Raw genomic sequence first — 16887 nt, forward strand, 5'->3', positions numbered from 1 at the left:
CACCAGGTAAGGACCCATCCCCCGTGAGCAAGGTTCCGTACATCACGCTCAACAACGGCACCGCGATGCCCCAACTGGGTTTCGGCGTCTGGCAGGTCCCGGACGACGAGGCGTTCGCCACCGTGGGGCACGCCCTGGAGGCGGGCTACCGCAGCATCGACACCGCGTCGGTCTACGGCAACGAGCAGGGCACCGGGAAGGCCCTCGCCGCCTCCGGCATCGCCCGTGACGAGCTGTTCGTCACCACAAAGCTGTGGAACAGCGCCTCCGAAACATGGACGCGGGACAGCGTCCTGCGCGAGTTCGACTCGTCCCTGAACAAGCTCGGGCTCGAATACATCGACCTTTACCTGATTCACTGGCCGCGCGCGATGCGGGACGACTACCTCACGATCTGGCGGGCCTTCGAGGAGATCGCGCAGAGTGGCCGCGCCAAGGCCATCGGTGTCTCCAACTTCCTGCCCGAGCACCTGGAGCGACTGCTGGGCGAGACCTCGGTCGTGCCGGCCGTCAACCAGATCGAGTTGCACCCGCATCTCCAGCAGGCCGAGTCCCGCGCCCACCACGCCTCGCACGGCATCGCCACCGAGGCCTGGTCGCCGCTGGGCCAGGGCAAGGGTCTGCTGGAGAACGCGACCATCGCCCAGCTCGCCGAGAAGTACGGCAAGAGCCCCGCACAGACCGTGCTGCGTTGGCACATTCAGCTCGGCAACATCGTCATCCCCAAGTCCGTGACCCCGTCCCGGATCAAGGACAACATCGACGTCTTCGACTTCGAGCTCGACGACGAGGACATGGGCGCGATCGCCGCCCTGAACGAGGGCAAGCGCCTGGGGCCTGACCCGGCCACGTTCGACATGTGATCCGGTGTCGCTGAGCCGCGTGATCTGATGACCGTGGAGGAGCTGTAGTCGCTGCCTCCGGTGGTGAGTGTGCGGACCGCCGCTCGGGCTTTCCGGATCGGCGCGGACAAGGCGTACGAGTTGATCAAGAGCGAGGAGTTTCCCGCTCGGACGATCCCTCTGGAGCACACGAGCGAGGTCGTGACGGCTTCGCTGTGGGAGGCGCTGGGGGTGCGTCCTTGTGACTGCGATGGGTCGCGGCCTGTTTGACCGGTGGCCTGCTGCCCTGCGGGGTGGTGGGTCGAAGGCCGCATCACCGAACCGGCACCGAAGTCCTGGCCCCTCCCGACCAACCACTTCACGGCCCGTCCACCGTCCCGGTGGACGGGCCGTCCCATGTCGGGATCCCCACCGCATCACCGAGGTGTTCGATGACGTGCCCGCCGAGTCGTCAAGCAGCTGGGCGCCGTCCACATCGCAGGCCCTCGGGCGATGGCACGAATCGTGGGATACTCGTCGTTGACGCCATCAGCCGGGGGCCAGCAGGCTGAAGACATGCAACAACGTCGCATCGTCTTCGTGATCTTCGACGGCTTCCAGTCACTGGATCTGGTCGGCCCGCACGAGGTGTTCCAGTACGCGGGGGCGCTCTCAGGCGGTTACGACTGCCAGGTCCTGGCGCCCACCGCCGGCCTGGTCCACTCGACCAGTGGCCTGCCCGTGCACGCCGAACACGGTGTGGCCGATCTCGACCCGCACGGAATCGACACCCTGGTGGCGGTGGGCGGCAACAGCGTCGACCACGCGGTGCACGACAGCGCGTTGACCGGGTGGATCGCCGCGGCCGGGGCTTCCGCCCGCCGCGTCACCTCGGTGTGCAGCGGGGTGTTCCTGCTGGCAGCCGCCGGCCTCGTCGAGGGCCGCCGGGTCACCACTCACTGGTCCCGTGAGGAGCAACTCGCCGGGCAGCATCCGGATCTGCGGGTGGACTGCGACCCGATCTTCATCAGGGACGGGCGGGTGTGGACTTCGGCCGGTGTGACCGCCGGCATGGACCTCGCACTCGCTCTGGTGGAGGACGACCTGGGCCGGGAGATCGCCCATGCCGTCGCGCAGGAGCTGGTGCTCTTCCTGCGCCGGCCCGGCGGCCAGTCGCAGTTCAGCGTGCCGCTGTGGTCGCGCCAGCCGTCCAGCGACCCGATCCGGACCGCGGTGTCGGCGATCCACACGGATCCCGGAGGCCGGCACGGCATCGCCGATCTGGCCGCCCAAGCCGGCCTGAGCCCCCGTCATCTTCAGCGCCGGTTCACCGCCGAACTGGGCACACCGCCGGCGGCATACGTGGAGAGGGTGCGCGTGGAGACGGCACGCCGGGCTCTGGTCGAGGGGGACGATCCCATCGAGGCCATCGCCCACTGGTGCGGCTTCGGTACCGCGGAGACGCTGCGGCGCGCCTTCCACCGACAGGTCGGCATCGCGCCGTCCGAGTACCGGGACAGATTCCGGTCCATCAAGGAGTACGCATGACGGCCTATGGGCTGTTGTTGTTCGAGGGGGCCGAGGAACTGGACTTCGTCGGTCCCTGGGAGGTGTTCACCTCCTCCGCCATGATCCGGGCGCAGGGCGACACCACCGTGCTGATCGCCGAGCGGCGGGGCCTCGTCCGTTGCAACAAGGGCATGCGGGTGCTGCCCGACCACACCTTCGACGACCACCCGCCGCTCGACGTGCTGCTCGTGCCCGGCGGGAACGGTACCCGCACCGAGGTGACCAACCCCGTCCTCATCGAGTGGATCCGCAAAGCCTCGACCCAGGTTGCCTGGACCACCAGCGTCTGCACCGGGGCCCTGCTGCTGCACGAGGCGGGCGCGGCCCGTGGCCGCCGGGTGGCCACGCACCATGCCTTCGAGGACGCCCTTCAGGCGCGCGGGAACATCACCGTGGTCCGCGACGCACGCTATGTGGTCGACGGCGAACTGGTCACCAGCCAGGGCGTGTCCGCCGGCATCGACATGGCACTCTGGCTGGTCGGTCGGCTGCACGGCCACGATCACGCCCGTGCCGTGCGCCGTTACATCCAGTACGAGCCCGCCCCGCCCTGCCCCACCGACGAGCCGACAGCCCGCTGAGAATCAGGACAGCGCCGGGACCGGCCCGATCGGGGGACAGGCCGGCCCCGGCGCGCACACCAGCCACAGAGCAGCGCGACCAGGCCGTTCCCGGTCCTGGGTCAGCGAGGTGGCGGAGATCAGGTGGAGTTCGCCGAGCAGGGCATGGGTGCAGGTCGGCGGTAGCGAAGGGCTGGCCGGTCAGCTGACGGGGCGATGTGCAGTGCCTCGGCGAAGGCGCTGATGTGGCCGGCGCGGTCCAGAAGCCGCCTGCCGTTCTCCAGCATCGACAAACAAAAGCAATCCGCGAGGCACGGCCGCTATGTGGGGTGCAGGGCCGGAGCGGGCCGTGCCCTGCGGCTGGGGTCGCTCATCACCGGGTCTTCGTCCGGTCGAACCAGACCGTGGCGAACGTCGGCGCGAGCCCTGCCCAGAACAGCACCTGCGGCAACAGGCGGTCCGTCCAGGGAACTTCGGCGATCAGCACGGCGCACACCATGGCCCAGGCCGCCTGGCCCAGCACGATGCGGGCCCACTGGCGGCGGTGGATCAGTGACTGCACGTTGAGCCGGACGCCGGCGCGCCGCCGCCGGTAGCGCAGCAGGGCGCCGACGAGCCAGATGGCGGTCGCCACCACGAGATACCACAGGCGCTGGCCGAGTGGCAGCGGCAACTCCCGCTGCACCTTGCCCTCGACGGCGAACAGGTCCATTCCTGTCCCGGCGAAGCCGACACAGAGCAGGGCGAGCCATCGCACACCGCGCAGCATGCGGTACGTGGCCTGGTCGAGGCCACGCTGCATCTCGGCAGAGTCCGGTGCGGCGGCGAGCCCGGTGGCGTAGAGGTCGGCGGCCTGGGCCGCTTTGACGCCCGGGGCTTCGGCGGCCTTTTGGGTCTGCCGGGCCAGGGCTTCGGCGTTGGTGGGGTCGAGCCGGAGGATGGCGTGGTCGAGCTGGTCGCAAGCCGCGGTGTTATTTGAGAATTGGGCGACCCATCTGGCGACTTCGTGGGCGTAGATCTCCTCGGGTCCCAGCCGCAGCGCCTCCGCGGCCAGGTCGGCCGCCTCGCGCAGCACGCCGCTGAGGTCATGGCCCCGGAGATCCGTCGTGCCGGTTGCCTGGGCGTAACGCATGACCGCCTCGCGCCATACGGCGTCGGCGAGCATCGCATAGCCCTTCCAGTAGTCCGGGGCGACGCGGACCGCTTCGCGCAGCACGGGCTCGACCCCGCGCCAGCCGTTGGGCCCGTTGATCATCGCCTGGGCGCGCAGGGTGAGTACCACGGGGTTCTCGGGAGCCAGCTTGAGTGCCTCGTCAGCCGCGTGAAGGGCTTGTTCGGGCTGCTCCGTGTTCAGGTGGCAGTAGCCGATCTCGACCCAGGCGCGCAGGTCACCGGGGTCTTCGGCAAGGCGCTGCGACAGCAGGGCCCGGGCCTGGTCATAGCGTTTGAAATCGATGAGGGCCCGGGCCTGTTCGACGGCCGAGTTCAGTTCAGTCACAGTTTTCGCTTCTTCTTCAGATAGGCCACCAGGTCGTCGTACATCCCGCCGTCGTTCGCGTACATCGCCACGTTGCGGGCGGCTGCGAACCACGGCTCCGTCGAGGGAGTGACCTGTCTCGCCGCGGTCAGCAGGTCCTTCATCCCGATCAGGCGTACGGTCCCGGTCCGGGCCGAGTCCAGCAGCGCATGCTCGGCCGCGGCCTCGCACACATGGGCCAGATCGGCGCCGGACAGGCCGTCGGTGGCCTTGGCCAGCTTGCCGAGGTCCACGTTCTCGATGGGCCGCTCACGCAGGTGGTAGCGCAGAATCGCCTCCCGGGCCGGTCCGTCGGGCGGCAGCACCAGCAAGGTCCGGTCCAGCCGGCCGGGACGTCGCAGGGCGATGTCCACGTCCCAGGGCACATTGGTGGCGGCGAGCACGAACACACCCTCGTTCGCCTCCGCCTCGACGCCGTCCAGCTCGGTCAGCAACTGGTTGACGGTGTTGCGCAGACCCGCACTCTGGGTGCGGCTGCGCTTGCCGCCGAGCGCGTCCAGTTCATCCAGGAAGACCACGCACGGAGCCTGGCGACGGGCAGTCTGGAAGAGCTCGTGCATATTTCGCTCGGAGTTGCCGATCCACATGTCGAGCACATCGTTGACCGACACGGAAAGGAAGTTCGCCCCGAGTTCACCGGCGACGGCCCGCGCAATGAAGGTCTTGCCGCAGCCGGGCGGCCCGTACAGCAAAAGCCCTCCGCGCAGACTCTTGCCGTACAGGCGACGCAGCTCCGGATTGCGCAACGGCGCCAGAAAGGCGGCCTCCAGCCGCTCCTTGACCTCCTGCATACCGCCCACATCGGCGAGGCGGACGGCCCCGGGCCGCTCCACGTCCCAGGCCGCGGTGTCTCCGGGATCGCCGCTGCCGTCAACGGTGAGCGGCGCCTGAACGAACCGGGGTGGCACGACATCGCCGACCTCGTCCTCGGCGGCCTTCCAGTCGAAGCCCGGACCCGAGGCGGGGGCCGGAGCCGGAAGATTCCCGGCCGCGGGGTCTTGCGGCGGTTCGGCCACGGAGGCCGGAGGCTGCTCCGGCACCGGGGCCTGTGGCGGCGCGGGCAGCGCGGCTTCGCCGGGCGTGGTTGCCGGAGGACCTGCCAGGGCCCGGACCATCAACTCGCGTGCCTGGACATCACCGGGCACGTGTTGCAACGCCACGGAAACCTCCCCCACGGCGGCATCACCGTGCCCCGCAGCCAGCAGCAACTCGGCCAGGTGCAGCCGCAGGGGCACGTCATCGGGCGCCGCCGCAACGGCCGTACGCATGCTCTGTATAAGGGGGGATTCTGCTGACATGGCCCATACTTTACGGAGACGACACGGGTGGCTTGCCGGTCCCCTCGATGTACTGCTGTGCGCACAGCCTGCTGGTGGAAATCACGTGGCCTGCGGCGAGGACGGGGGTAATGACGCGCGCCCATGTCCCGCCTGGCTTCCTTCGCCTCAGTCCAACTCGCTCGGCCAGGTTCCGCATCGCTTCGGCCTCGGGGGGACGCTGGTCCGGGCGGCGCGCCCGGCGATCACCTCCCGGCGAAAGGGGCCGGCCGCAGCCGCAGCGGGGCCGCCGCCTCGGCCGCGACCAGGTGGGTGACAGCCTGTGTGGTGCGGTTCTGGCGGGCCTCTGCCGTGACGGCGAAGGTCAGCGGACGGGAACGGGCGGCCGTCGGAAGCGCGGCCTGGTTCGCAGCGCGGGCATGGTCCGCTGCCTCCCCGAATGCACCGCCTTCAACGGCGACGGTGGCCCGTGTTACCGCCGACCGCGCCTGGGTCTGCTCAACCAGTGACCTGCTGAACGGCTGTGGCCACACCGGCCCAAGTCATGCGACGGCGTGAGTGCCGCGCCCCGTTCACGAAGCCCCCACGTCGGGCCAGGATTCCGCTGGAGATCCGGGACCGGGTGGGTGTCGGCGCAGGAGTGCTGTCCCTGGAGACCGGCATCCGGATGCCTCAGGACGCCGGATATCCGATCGAGGACGCGCACGAGGAGGTCGCCCGGGTCACCGCCCGGCGGCAAGTCCCCGCCGAACGGAAGCCGGAGACGGTCAGCACTTCGGCTTCTTGAGGGTTTGAATCCGCTATGCGCAACCCGAGTTGGCAGGTTGGGGGCCTGGTGTGCGTTGTGGTCGGCATGCTCGCGCTGGTCGACCGGGGATGTACTGCGCCAAGTTGGTCTGTCAGCGGGCGACTTCGTGCCGGTCGAGGGTCATCTCGGCAAGGGCGTGGTGTCCGCGTCATCGTGTTACGCCGAGCGCAGCAGCGCGGACATCCGCTCCACGCGGGACTTTGAGAACTTGATCGCGGCGATCACGCCGGCGATGACGAACAGGCTGTGCACGGACAGCATCGTCGCGACCGGGAGCGCGTAGGCGCCGATCACCCGGGCCGCGCACTCGGCCAGCAGTGCTACCCCCCACACCACGGAGACCCCGCGCTCCACGTCCCGGAACTCGGCCGAGGTCCGGGACAGGCGGTCCCACGCGCTCATCCGGGCCGGGTCCGCCTTGGTGATCATCGGTTTGAGGGCGGCCGACATCAGCGGTCGGCCCACTGCGGCCGACAGCAGGATCGCGATGCCGATGACGCTGCTGACCACGCCGTCCTTGGCGAGCATCAGCCGCGGGTCGCCGGTGACCGCGCTCAGCGCGATGCCGGCCGCGGTGGTCGCCAGGGTCAGCGCCGCAAGGCCGTTGACCCGGTGACGGCGCAGTGCCGTCCAGGCCGCGCTGAGCGCGGGCGGCACCGAGCTGATCGCCAGCGCCGCCACGGTACCGACCCCAAGTCCCTTGCTGAGCAGGTAGTAGCCGGCCAGCGGCAGCGCGGCGTCGACAAGGAGCGGGGTGAGCGCGGCGAGGCGGGCGCGGCCGGCGGAGGGCTGGGGGGCGGTGATCGCTGTCATGGTGCAGACCGTAGCCATGAATTATGTACGGAGTCAATATTTTGGCTGCGATGAAAATTTGACTTGGTACACTGTGGTCATGACGCAGCAGACGGGCCTTCGACAGCGCAAAAAACAGCAGACCGCCCAGGCACTCTGGGCGGCGGCCATCGGCCTCTTCCTGGAGCACGGCTTCGAGAACGTGACGGTCGCCCAGATCGCGGCGGCGGTCGACGTCTCGCGGATGACCGTCTTCAACTACTTCCCGACCAAAGAGGACCTCGCGCTGCACCCCGTCGAGGCGCACGTCGGCGACGCCGCCCGCATCGTCCGCGAGCGCCCCGCCGGCCAACCGCCGGTCGAGGCGCTGCGCCGCGCCTTCCTCACCGGCCTGGCCGAACGGGACGCGGCCACCGGCCTGTCGGATGCCCCCAACGTGCTGGCCGTCCGCCGCCTGCTGCGCGACACCCCCTCCCTGGCGCACCGCGCGCTGCGGCTCGTCGCCCGCGACCGCGAACTACTGGCCGCCGAACTGGCCGGGCCCGACACCGAACCCGACGTGCTGGCACGGGTCGCGGCGGCCCAGCTCGTCGGCGTCCGCGAGGAATTGATCGCCGAGAACGTGCGACGACTGCTGGACGGCGAAAACGCGGATGCAGTGCACCCCGAGGCACGCGCTGCGGCCGAGGCGGCATTCACCATGGCGGCACACGGCCTGCACCGGTTCCCGGGCCGAGGCGAGGACTGATCTCGGGCCGAGGTCGACGCGGGCGAGCGGGACGGCCTGACCAGCAGTGAGCGCGAGGAACTTCCCCGGCTGCGTCGGGAGAACCGCAGACTGCGGGAGGACGTGGAGATCCTCAAGCGTGCGACGGCTTTCTTCGCAACGAAGACCCGGTGAACGTGAACCCGTTCGTCGAGGCGGAGAAAGCCCGACCCAGCTGACGTCCACAGGCGCTGGTGCGGCGACATCACCTACCTCCCGGCCGAGGAGGGCTGGCCGTATCCGGCCCGTCAGCGACATCGCTAGGGCCCTTCTGATGGGTCTCCGTGGGAGAAGGAGCGGCGTCCGGTGCGTGCTCTCGGCGTGCCGCGCGGAAGTCCTCGTAGCGGCGCTACTTGGGCTTTCGTGCGGTGCGGCGAGAGGGCGTGCCGGGCGTCGCGACGCCGCGGAGATCCATCAGAAGGGCCCTAACCGTGGTCTACGGACTGCGGGTTACTCGTGCTTGCCTCCGCGTTCCGGCTCGCAGGTATCAGCAAGCCGCGGGCTGAATGCTGCTCGCCCTCAAACCTTCCGCTCACGCCGAGGTCGACCCGCGCCTGCTCGTGGAAGTGATTGATCGCACGGAACGTTGCGCTGTGGAGCTCTCTCCACTTGTCCAACGTTCCCTCGACCGTTCCTTGGGCTTGCCATCCGCACGCGGCCATCGCTTCTTGTACCGTGTGGGCCGCCTCGATCACGGCATCCCCCGCCAGGAGCATCACTCGCTCAAAGGCAATCGCTTGAACGCGCCCCGCCTCAGTGAGGTCCAGCCGCAAGTCCTGCTCGCTTCGAGGCATTGTCCGTATGCCCTCGCGGACCTCATAGAGCACCACATTGGCGCTGATGGTGGCACGGACCTTACTGATGTAATCGGCGTACGCGTCGAACTTCTTCTCGTCCCACCGAACGCGCCGGGCCTCTCGCCGCTTGCTCCGCTCCGCCAACTGATTCGTGGCGTACGTCGTCAGTGCTCCAAGCAGCACGGCAGCGATCGTCACCAACTGTGTGAGTGCTTCCACCCTGCCCTCCTCCGGCCCGTTCCAACACTGTTCAAGCCCCTGAGCTTATGCCCGGCTTCAGCGTTGAGGATCCCTCCGCCAGTCTCGCCGCTGGCAAGCACTCCTAACGATCCTGTCCAGCCACTGGGTTGTTGGCGAATGTCAGTGTTGGTCATCGTTGAGTCCCCAGGACTCGAACCTGCGACACCCGTTTCAGGAGTTCGGCCCGGCTTCCGAAGCGCCAGCCGCATGGTCCAACCCCTGCGCCATTGACGGCTCTCTGCGACCGTCGACTTCCACCGCTTTTCATGTCAGCGAGAGATGTCAGGCGCTTCTGATCCGTAGCTCTATCTGGATCGATCGCTGGCGGTCATACCAGCCACTACGCCGTTTCTTTTGGATCAGCCTGTCGCTGGTTCGGGTACGCCGTCGACTGACGCGCAGTGTGTGCGGATCGAGCAATTGCTTCCGGACCGGACGCCGAAGCGGGGCGGCCGGTGCCCGGACCACCGTGAGGTGGTCGACGCGATCTCCCCAAGTGAAGTTTGGGCCCGGCTTGTTGGGCAGGATCGGCCACTGTGAAGAATAACCGTAACGCTTGGCTCACCCTGGCCGCTGCCCTACTGATCGCCACCACCGTTCAAGCCACGCTCCTGATCGTCGATTTCATCGGTGAGACCTCCATCGGCAAAGCCGCACCCCGCAACGGGGACGCCGGCTTGCCCCCGCTGAAGGACGGCAAGATCCTGGCCGCGGACAAATGGCCGAACGCCTGCATGCTGGTGGACGAAGAGGACGTCAAGGCGATCCTTCCGGACGCCGAGGACCTCCGGCAGGAGCAAAACGGGGTCTACGTGCCCTCGATCAAGGACTTCGCCGCGGATTCCTCGTGGAAGGAGAGCAACAGCTCCGATTCCGGCCAGTGCGACTACGAAATGCGACTGCCGGGCGAGACGTACCGCGCCACCCGCTTGTGGGTCCGTGTCGATGCCGTAGCCGATCCCAAGCTGATAGCCGCTTACGACAGGGAGGTCGCGCTGGGGCACAGCTTCAAACAGAGCGGCGCCGATGCCTGTGTCATCAACGGGCTCATTGACGACAGTTGGACGTGCCGCAAGGGCCCGTTGATGTTCACGGTCGGCGGGCACACCACCGCGACCTTCGAGGGCCAGTATGACGCGGCACCCTTCATCTGGCGCGACAAGGTGACCCCGGAGTTCGTACGGACCGTCACCGCGAAGGTCAGGTAGCGCGAGCCCCCCGGCGGACGGATCACGGCCGGTCGGGCGCCACGGTCCCTTCGACGGCAGGTCTGCTCACGCGAGCAGGCGCTCGTCCTCATCCAGCCGGGAAGTTCAGAGTAGGGACTCCGGAATAACTCCACGGCAGGCACATGACCGGACCGCCGGCGCCGCCGAGGCCCTGGGGTGCCGGCCCGCCCGCCCCGAATCAACGCCACCCTGGTCAGCGGAGGTCTCCGTGACCAGAGTGTGCGTGTATTGCCAACGTTGTCGTGAGGGCAGTGACTTGCTGACCAGGTTGCGGCATCAGGACGGTCAGCCGTCTCAAGGGTGGTGTTCCTCTTCCTTGAGGTTGGTCGCCCAGGGGTTGGGCTCCCAGACGGGGTGGAAGTCTATGGATTCGGAGCCGCGTCCCGTTCCGGTGAGGGCGACTCGTCGTAGGAGTTTGCGGAGAAGATTGTTCTTCTCCGTGGCGAGTAGGGTGTCCCATTCTTCGAGGAGCCCCGCAACGACGGGGTAGAATTCTTCTCGCATGGGCTGTTGCTCAACCTCTTGCAGTTTCGCGAGGCGGACGGTGACGTCGGTCTGCTTGGCCACAAGCCTGTCGCGTGCAACTTCGTATACGCCGTCTGGGAACTTCTCTGGGTAGAGGGCGTTGTCCGTGGCTAGCCGGGTGAGCGCGTCGACAATCTGTTCTGTTCGGCTTGGAGCCGCTCTTGCTTGCGCGCAGCCTTCTCGTGGTCCGCTGCGATGTCCGGGGCGCTGAGGGCTGGTCGGGTCCGCGTCAATACCTTCTGCTTCGCCTGTGAGCCATTCCAGCAGGGCGTCTTCCACGACGACCCGCCTAATCCAGCATCCGTTGCACAGCTTTCGGCGATGCGTATCGGACGCTCTGCGGCCGGGCGAGGTCCGTGTGCGGAGTGTGGCAGTTCGCCAGAAGTGGGCCGATGGCGCTGATCAGCAGGACTTCCTCAACAGCTTCTTCGTCGCCGACCTGGACGTGGTCTCGCGCGCTTTGCAGACACGGGAGCCCGGGGCGGGGCTGGCCGCCTATCTGACGCCCGGGGCACAGGTGAATACCGCGTGGCGGGCCGATCTGCGGGAGCAGCCGCAGGTGGCCCTCGACACGGTGGCGTCCGAACACACCCCGGTGGGACGTTGGCCGGCGAACCCGAAGCATCCCTTGGCGCTCAGCCAGCAGTTCGCGGTGAACACCATCTGAGCCGAACTGGCCGACTCCAGCGGACTATTCGCGGTGAATGGCCCCCCGGCACTGGCAAGACGACGATGCTGCGCGACTGCTTCGCCGCTGTGATTGTCGAGCGCGCCCGGCGCCTGGCCAAGCTGCGGATGCCCTCCATGGCGTTCGCCGACGGGGAACCGTACCGGTGGCAGAGCTGTGATTACACGCGCACGGTCACCGCATTGAAGCCAGAGTTCACCGGTTTCGAAATGGTGGTCGCCTCGGCCAACAACGGAGCGGTGGAAAACATCTCCACCGAGGTCCCCGCTCGCGCGGCCCCTCAGCGACCTGTCGTGTGACGACGCTGACTACTTCGCCGAGCAAGCCACCCGGCTCCTTAAGGGCGCTCCGGCCTGGGGCGCGGTTGCGGCCCGGTTGGGCAACAAGAAGAACCGGACGGAGTTCATCAACCGGTTCTGGCACGGCAAATACTAGATCACTGACGAAGAGGCACCGCCCCCACTGAACGGTCGGCCTCCACGTAACCGGGATGCCTGGATCGACAGCGAGCAGGGCATCGCGCACCTGCTGCGTGAATGGGGGCGGCAGCCGCACAGCGGGGTGTGGCGGGAAGCCAAGGAACGATTCCGCCAGGCCCTTACCCAGGTGGAGAAGTTGCAGGCCGAGCGTGTGGCCGGGGCGGCGGCCCTCGGACGGGTGTCCGCCGTGGGTGCCGACCTGCGGGCAGCCGAGCAAGCCGTCGCAGACGGCGAGGTCCGCGTGCGACAAGCCCAGGGACGGCTGACTACGAGGAGGCTTTCGGGAATGAATTCAACATGCCTTACCCCAACAACTTCCGACGCAACAAGCACGAGAAAATTTCCTCAACCTTGATAGAATTAATAAGGATAGGAATTCCAAATTGAAGGCGCAAGGAAATGAATTCGGGGGTGGATCCGCAAAGAGTCCGCGTTGAAATAGAGGCACGATCCAGCTATCGCATCATGTCGTTGGCCGGCATCCGCGAGCTCGACCTCACGCAGCACTTCCTCAAGAAATTCGCCAGGTGCAACAAAGCCCGCATCGACCGGCGGACACAGCACATGTCGCTCCGGCTGCCCGCGACGGACCCGCCGGCAGCCTGGTTTCTGTGCGCCCTGCCTTTCCCCTGGGAGTGGCACCGGAACGCTCATCTTGCGTTCGAGTACGCGCCCGGCGAATCCTGGGAGGGAAACGCCATGGTGCCCGGCCTCAAGGTGAAGTTGACTCACACTTGGCCCATCTTCGGCTGGGACGAGCACTCCATACCGGCCGAAACGCCGTTACGCCGATCTCGATTTCACCGCACTTGCCGGAACTGGCAGTTCGGCTGGTGGCTCCGCATGAACCGGATGTCCCCAGTACGCCGCCCCTGGATGCCGGTGACTCTGGTGAGGACGGACAACTGGCGTTCGCTTGATGCCGTGTCCAGACCGCGGGGCCACTGACGTGTCCAGTCGGCCCCTCGAAGCTCTACGGTCCAACGGGCATCGAGTGGGACCGGGGGACCATACAGCGCGAGTCTGGACGCATCGTCCGGCCAGATCTCAGCCGCAGCCCCCGGTGCTCTCCAGCCGACAGAGCAGTACGCCACTGCGGCCGAAGACCTCAGTGCTTGACCCTGGACAAGCAGAGGGTGGTATCCACGATTCCGCTTTTGCGGGTTTGCTGGTAACGGTCCTGATCGGGAGGACACTGGCCTTTGTAGCCGGGCGTCGACTCGACCTTGTAATCGGCCTTGGAATCGTTGCAGTCGACGATGAAGAGGACCGGCTTATGGAAGGTACCGGCGTTCTCCACGCATTCCCCGGCGACTGCGTAAGTCGCATCTCTCGGCGGGGCCTTGCCGTCGCTGAACAGCCAAAGGACCGTCCCAAAGACGGCCAACGCGGTGAAGGCGATGAGGGGTCTGACCCACACACGCCGGGTCTTTCCGGTCGGCACGAACATGGGCGTGCCTGGCGATACCCACTGCTGCGGAACGGGCTGGGCGTACGGCGGCTGCTGGCCTTGCGGGCCCGGTCCTACAGGTTGACCATGCGGCACATGGCCAGGTTGGCCGTACGGGGTCGGCCCTACAGGCGGACCGTACGGCGTGGAGGTGGGGTAGCCATAAGGGGCTGGACCACCGTGAGGCGGTGGGTGTGCGGACACAGTAATCCCCCTGAGGTTCAGCCATGCAGTACGACAACGTCAGTTCGACGTTCGACACTGCAGCGTACGGGCTCTGGAACCTGCATCCCTGGGCAGGGTGACGGCGGAACGCACAAAACCTCAGCCCTGTCGTGGTACGCACGAACTTCGGTACTGGGTGAACGCTGGTATCTCCATTACGGTCGACGAGCCATTCCCACACAAGCCCGTTCGCCAACCGCTGTCGCCAATACCCGGCCCCTTGGGTCAGCCATCATGGTTAGGAGGCGCGGGGCCGGGAGTTGTGTTCATGGGCCGCCCCGACCGCGCCGCGCGGGCCGCCATCACTCAGCGCCGCGCCGATGCAATCGATCTGCGTCTGGCGGGCGTGGACTGGCTGACCATTGGTCACAAGCTTGCCGCCGATCCGTCAATCAACAGTGACGGAGTCGCCTACCCACAGGGCTACGGCATCGAGAAGTACCGCCAAGAACTGGAGCCGCCCAGCGACAAGCGACTGATCGAACTGGCCTGCAAGGACGTGTCCAAGGCTCTGCGGGAACGCGCCACGGTCCTCGACGAGAACACCGACCAACTGCGCCAGCTCATGGCCGAGCGGCTGGAACGGCTGTTCTTCACCGTCTACCGGGCAGCGATCCGCTCGGGCGACTACCAGGCCGTCGACCGTGCGGTGCGGATCATTGAGCGCAGCAGTCGCCTGCACGGTCTGGATCGCCCCGTGCGCACCGAGCTGTCCGGCCCCGACGGAGCCGCCGTTCAGGTGGAGACCGCGGGTCTGGATGAGTTGGAGCGGCTGATCACTCTTGCCGGCGGTGGTGCAGGCGAGGATGCCCAGGGCTGACGAGGCTGCGGGCCTCGAGGTCTATCGGTCGCTTCCCGTACAGCGCCGCCGTGAGATCGCCGCAGCGTCAACGCCCCAGCTTCGTGCGCAACTCGCGTGCCTTGAGCGCGAGATGGCGATGGACCGTTCGCCCGGCGCGATGGCGGCGGTTCTGACGGACGGCCGGGAGATGCAAGCCCCGCACTTGACGAAGATCGACGCAGCCTTCGAACAGGTCGCGGCCGGGCAGCCGACGAGGCTGTTGCTGACGATGCCGCCACGGCACGGTAAAAGTCGCCGGGCGGCCCGGTGGGCGCCCCTGTGGTACCTGCGGCGCCGACCCGAGCACCGGGTGACGATCGCGTCCTACTCCTCAGACCTCGCTGATGATCACGGCCGATGGATCAGAGACGCGATCGTCACCTACGGCCCGCTGATCGGCATGAGCCTGCGCCCCGGCTCCAGTGCGGCGAACCGCTTCGACCTGGCCGGCACCGAGGGCGGCGCCGTCATGGCCGGTGTCGGCGGCGGCCTCACCGGCAAGGGCGCCCACCTGGCGGTGGTGGACGACCCGATCAAGGACGCGCAGGAGGCGGCCTCGCCCACGATGCGTAAGAGATTGTGGGAGTGGTGGCAGGCCGTCCTGCTGACGCGTATCGAGCCCGGCGGGTCGGTGATCCTGATCCAGACCCGCTGGGACGAGGACGACCTCGCCGGCCGGGTCCTCGCCGACGAGGGCGACCGATGGACGGTCATCGACCTCCCGGCCCTGGCGCTGTCCGAGGACGATGCCCTCAGCCGCCCGGTTGGCGCTGCCCTGTGGCCGGAGCGGTACGACGTCGACGCGCTCGCCGAAATCCGCAAGTCCGTGGGCGAACGGGTCTGGTGGAGCCTGTACATGCAGCAGCCGCGGCCGCAGGACGGCGGCGTGTGGCAGTGGCCATGGATCACCAACAACCGCATCAACGCAGCCCGGTTCCGCGGCATCGACCTGGCGCGCATCGTCGTCGCAGTCGACCCTGCCGGCGGGGAGTCCGCCGTCGGCGACGAGACCGGAATCGTGGCCGCGGCCGCCGATCGCGAGGGGCACATGTACGTACTCGACGACCGTTCCGGCAACCGCGGCGCCGACGCCTGGGGGCGGGAGACGTGCCTGCTGGCGATCGAACTGCGTGCGGACGCCATCGTGGTGGAGAGCAATTACGGCGGTGACATGAGCCGCCAGATTTTCCAGCAGGAGTGGCAGGAACTCCAGCGCGAACAGCGCACGGAGAACCTGCTGATGCCTGCCGTTCTCCCGGTAACCGCCAAGCACGGCAAGAGGTTGCGGGCCGAGCCGATAGCGCAGCTCTACGAACAGGGACGCGTCCACCACGTCGGCGAATGGCCCACGCTGGAGCAGCAGATGGTCACCTGGGTTGCAGGTATGGACAGCCCGGACCGGATGGACGCAGCCGTGCATGCGCTGACGCAACTGGCAGACCCGCAGCAGGCCGGTGCTATGTCAGCAACGTACCGGGATGACCGGCTGGCGCGGCGCCGCTGAGCCTCGTGCCCGATTAGTTTCGGCGACTGCGGGGTGCATACGCAACTGGGGCAGTTGCGACGCTTCCCGGTCTTGGTTGGACAGAGGTCCCGGCTGGGCTGGTTCCGGCCTCCGACCAAGCCGCTTACCTGCCGGTTCCCCGCGTCCGCCGACCTCGGACACCGGGGCTCGGGTCGGCTCCACAGAAATTGATCAAGAGCCAACCTGACCTGCGACTTTGGCTCTGATTCTGGTATCAGGGTGGGCTTTGATGGCGGCTTTCCCCTGTGGTTCATGGCCTACGGCCTAGCTCTACACGTCCCCTGTTGGTGCCGAGAAACGGAACGGGGTGCCCCGTGATGCGGGGCACCCCTTGGTCCGCAACGGGCTAAACCTGGGCCAATTGGCACGCCTTGCTAGCGTCCCGAGATTTCACGCGCAGTCGGACGAGCTGGTAGTGGCAGGCCGAATAGGCAGCGAATCGGGCAACCGGCGAGGCATCCTTCGCCATCGCGGCCCCGTTGCAGTCGTCCTCTACGTGAAGGCCGACCACATACCCGTGGGCCCGCAGATACTCCATGCACTGAAACTGATCCGCGTGCGCAGGTCCGGCCGTCACCAGCGGAAGAACACCGGCGGCAGCAGTGACACCGGCCGCCAGCATCGCGCGCTTGAATGGTCTGCGCATAACACAATCCCCCTGTCTCTCCGAAGAGGCACCAACTAGTTGCGATGCAACGGTACTTGTGGATTCCACGCAAGTCGTTAGCACGTAGTGCACAGTGACTTAGCAGTGGTTC

At 67.4% G+C, this 16887-nt stretch carries 17 protein-coding genes and 1 pseudogene; 12 read left to right on the top strand and 6 right to left on the bottom strand.

Going from position 1 to position 16887, the window contains the following annotated elements; translation table 11 throughout:
• Positions 1-23 precede the first annotated feature (23 nt).
• From SNA_RS26545 to SNA_RS26560, 3 genes are all read left to right on the top strand, one after another.
• Positions 24-863 (top strand): aldo/keto reductase, encoded by an 840-nt coding sequence (locus SNA_RS26545; RefSeq protein WP_030072519.1) that lies wholly within the window; start codon positions 24-26, stop codon positions 861-863.
• A gap of 534 nt (positions 864-1397) precedes the next feature.
• Complete coding sequence (locus tag SNA_RS26555; protein WP_044367055.1) at positions 1398-2369, top strand: GlxA family transcriptional regulator; 972 nt, start codon at positions 1398-1400, stop codon at positions 2367-2369.
• Complete coding sequence (locus SNA_RS26560) at positions 2366-2971, top strand: DJ-1/PfpI family protein (RefSeq protein WP_030072525.1); 606 nt, start codon at positions 2366-2368, stop codon at positions 2969-2971. Before SNA_RS26555 ends, SNA_RS26560 begins: the two co-directional genes overlap by 4 nt.
• Positions 2972-3323: 352 nt before the next feature.
• On the opposite strand, the gene SNA_RS26565 is transcribed toward SNA_RS26560, so the two are convergent.
• Together SNA_RS26565 and SNA_RS26570 are read right to left on the bottom strand one after the other, a co-directional pair.
• On the bottom strand, positions 3324-4448 hold the full coding sequence (locus tag SNA_RS26565; protein WP_044367056.1) for a tetratricopeptide repeat protein: 1125 nt from the start codon (positions 4446-4448) through the stop codon (positions 3324-3326).
• Positions 4445-5785: an ATP-binding protein gene (locus tag SNA_RS26570; RefSeq protein ID WP_044367062.1), complete on the bottom strand. Its 1341-nt coding sequence runs from the start codon at positions 5783-5785 to the stop codon at positions 4445-4447. The genes SNA_RS26565 and SNA_RS26570 overlap by 4 nt, the downstream gene beginning before the upstream one ends.
• A 523-nt stretch (positions 5786-6308) precedes the next feature.
• Here SNA_RS26570 and SNA_RS42790 point away from each other — a divergent pair.
• A complete protein-coding gene (locus SNA_RS42790; protein ID WP_157880102.1) occupies positions 6309-6551 on the top strand; it encodes a hypothetical protein in 243 nt (80 codons plus the stop codon).
• Positions 6552-6728: 177 nt separating this feature from the next.
• On the opposite strand, the gene SNA_RS26580 is transcribed toward SNA_RS42790, so the two are convergent.
• Complete coding sequence (locus tag SNA_RS26580; protein ID WP_044367065.1) at positions 6729-7385, bottom strand: VC0807 family protein; 657 nt, start codon at positions 7383-7385, stop codon at positions 6729-6731.
• Positions 7386-7464: 79 nt separating this feature from the next.
• Here SNA_RS26580 and SNA_RS26585 point away from each other — a divergent pair, with 79 nt between their 5' ends.
• Both SNA_RS26585 and SNA_RS44315 read left to right on the top strand, forming a co-directional pair.
• Positions 7465-8112, top strand: a complete 648-nt coding sequence (locus tag SNA_RS26585; RefSeq protein ID WP_044367067.1) for a TetR/AcrR family transcriptional regulator — start codon at positions 7465-7467, stop codon at positions 8110-8112.
• Between the two features lie 3 nt (positions 8113-8115).
• Positions 8116-8247 (top strand): annotated as a pseudogene (locus SNA_RS44315) (IS3 family transposase); the annotation flags it as partial.
• A 308-nt stretch (positions 8248-8555) separates the two neighbouring features.
• Here SNA_RS44315 and SNA_RS26590 read toward each other — a convergent pair.
• Entirely contained in the window at positions 8556-9146 is a 591-nt protein-coding gene (locus tag SNA_RS26590) for a hypothetical protein (RefSeq protein WP_030067004.1), read from the bottom strand.
• Positions 9147-9703: 557 nt separating this feature from the next.
• Here SNA_RS26590 and SNA_RS26595 point away from each other — a divergent pair.
• The gene (locus SNA_RS26595; protein WP_030067003.1) at positions 9704-10375 is read left to right on the top strand and encodes a hypothetical protein; all 672 of its coding nucleotides are present in this window, start codon (positions 9704-9706) and stop codon (positions 10373-10375) included.
• Positions 10376-10690: 315 nt separating this feature from the next.
• On the opposite strand, the gene SNA_RS42795 is transcribed toward SNA_RS26595, so the two are convergent.
• Positions 10691-11200: a hypothetical protein gene (locus SNA_RS42795; RefSeq protein ID WP_157880103.1), complete on the bottom strand. Its 510-nt coding sequence runs from the start codon at positions 11198-11200 to the stop codon at positions 10691-10693.
• A gap of 88 nt (positions 11201-11288) precedes the next feature.
• Here SNA_RS42795 and SNA_RS26605 point away from each other — a divergent pair, with 88 nt between their 5' ends.
• The 3 genes from SNA_RS26605 to SNA_RS26615 all read left to right on the top strand — a co-directional run bounded on the left by SNA_RS26605 (position 11289) and on the right by SNA_RS26615 (position 13036).
• Positions 11289-11588 (top strand): hypothetical protein, encoded by a 300-nt coding sequence (locus SNA_RS26605; RefSeq protein ID WP_030067001.1) that lies wholly within the window; start codon positions 11289-11291, stop codon positions 11586-11588.
• Positions 11589-11653: 65 nt separating this feature from the next.
• On the top strand, positions 11654-11908 hold the full coding sequence (locus SNA_RS26610) for a hypothetical protein (RefSeq protein ID WP_030067000.1): 255 nt from the start codon (positions 11654-11656) through the stop codon (positions 11906-11908).
• Positions 11909-12487: 579 nt separating this feature from the next.
• Entirely contained in the window at positions 12488-13036 is a 549-nt protein-coding gene (locus SNA_RS26615; RefSeq protein ID WP_157880104.1) for a hypothetical protein, read from the top strand.
• A 160-nt stretch (positions 13037-13196) separates the two neighbouring features.
• On the opposite strand, the gene SNA_RS26620 is transcribed toward SNA_RS26615, so the two are convergent.
• A complete protein-coding gene (locus SNA_RS26620) occupies positions 13197-13538 on the bottom strand; it encodes an LppU/SCO3897 family protein (protein WP_030066998.1) in 342 nt (113 codons plus the stop codon).
• Between the two features lie 493 nt (positions 13539-14031).
• Between SNA_RS26620 and SNA_RS26625 the strand changes: the two genes are divergently transcribed.
• The gene (locus tag SNA_RS26625) at positions 14032-14583 is read left to right on the top strand and encodes a hypothetical protein (RefSeq protein ID WP_030066997.1); all 552 of its coding nucleotides are present in this window, start codon (positions 14032-14034) and stop codon (positions 14581-14583) included.
• Between the two features lie 112 nt (positions 14584-14695).
• Complete coding sequence (locus SNA_RS26630; protein ID WP_241779851.1) at positions 14696-16108, top strand: phage terminase large subunit family protein; 1413 nt, start codon at positions 14696-14698, stop codon at positions 16106-16108.
• Positions 16109-16887 lie beyond the last annotated feature (779 nt).

This window comes from Streptomyces natalensis ATCC 27448 (genome assembly GCF_000935125.1).
Taxonomy (GTDB): domain Bacteria; phylum Actinomycetota; class Actinomycetes; order Streptomycetales; family Streptomycetaceae; genus Streptomyces; species Streptomyces natalensis.

Excerpts from the sequence above, each read along its gene's own strand:
- SNA_RS26630 (WP_241779851.1), top strand. The coding sequence starts at position 14,696 with ATGGCGATGGACCGTTCGCCCGGCGCGATGGCGGCGGTTCTGACGGAC.
- SNA_RS26570 (WP_044367062.1), bottom strand. The coding sequence starts at position 5,785 with ATGTCAGCAGAATCCCCCCTTATACAGAGCATGCGTACGGCCGTTGCG.
- SNA_RS26610 (WP_030067000.1), top strand. The coding sequence starts at position 11,654 with ATGCTGCGCGACTGCTTCGCCGCTGTGATTGTCGAGCGCGCCCGGCGC.
- SNA_RS26620 (WP_030066998.1), bottom strand. The coding sequence starts at position 13,538 with ATGTTCGTGCCGACCGGAAAGACCCGGCGTGTGTGGGTCAGACCCCTC.
- SNA_RS26615 (WP_157880104.1), top strand. The coding sequence starts at position 12,488 with ATGAATTCGGGGGTGGATCCGCAAAGAGTCCGCGTTGAAATAGAGGCA.
- SNA_RS26585 (WP_044367067.1), top strand. The coding sequence starts at position 7,465 with ATGACGCAGCAGACGGGCCTTCGACAGCGCAAAAAACAGCAGACCGCC.
- SNA_RS26555 (WP_044367055.1), top strand. The coding sequence starts at position 1,398 with ATGCAACAACGTCGCATCGTCTTCGTGATCTTCGACGGCTTCCAGTCA.
- SNA_RS26580 (WP_044367065.1), bottom strand. The coding sequence starts at position 7,385 with ATGACAGCGATCACCGCCCCCCAGCCCTCCGCCGGCCGCGCCCGCCTC.
- SNA_RS26560 (WP_030072525.1), top strand. The coding sequence starts at position 2,366 with ATGACGGCCTATGGGCTGTTGTTGTTCGAGGGGGCCGAGGAACTGGAC.
- SNA_RS26625 (WP_030066997.1), top strand. The coding sequence starts at position 14,032 with ATGGGCCGCCCCGACCGCGCCGCGCGGGCCGCCATCACTCAGCGCCGC.
- SNA_RS42790 (WP_157880102.1), top strand. The coding sequence starts at position 6,309 with ATGCGACGGCGTGAGTGCCGCGCCCCGTTCACGAAGCCCCCACGTCGG.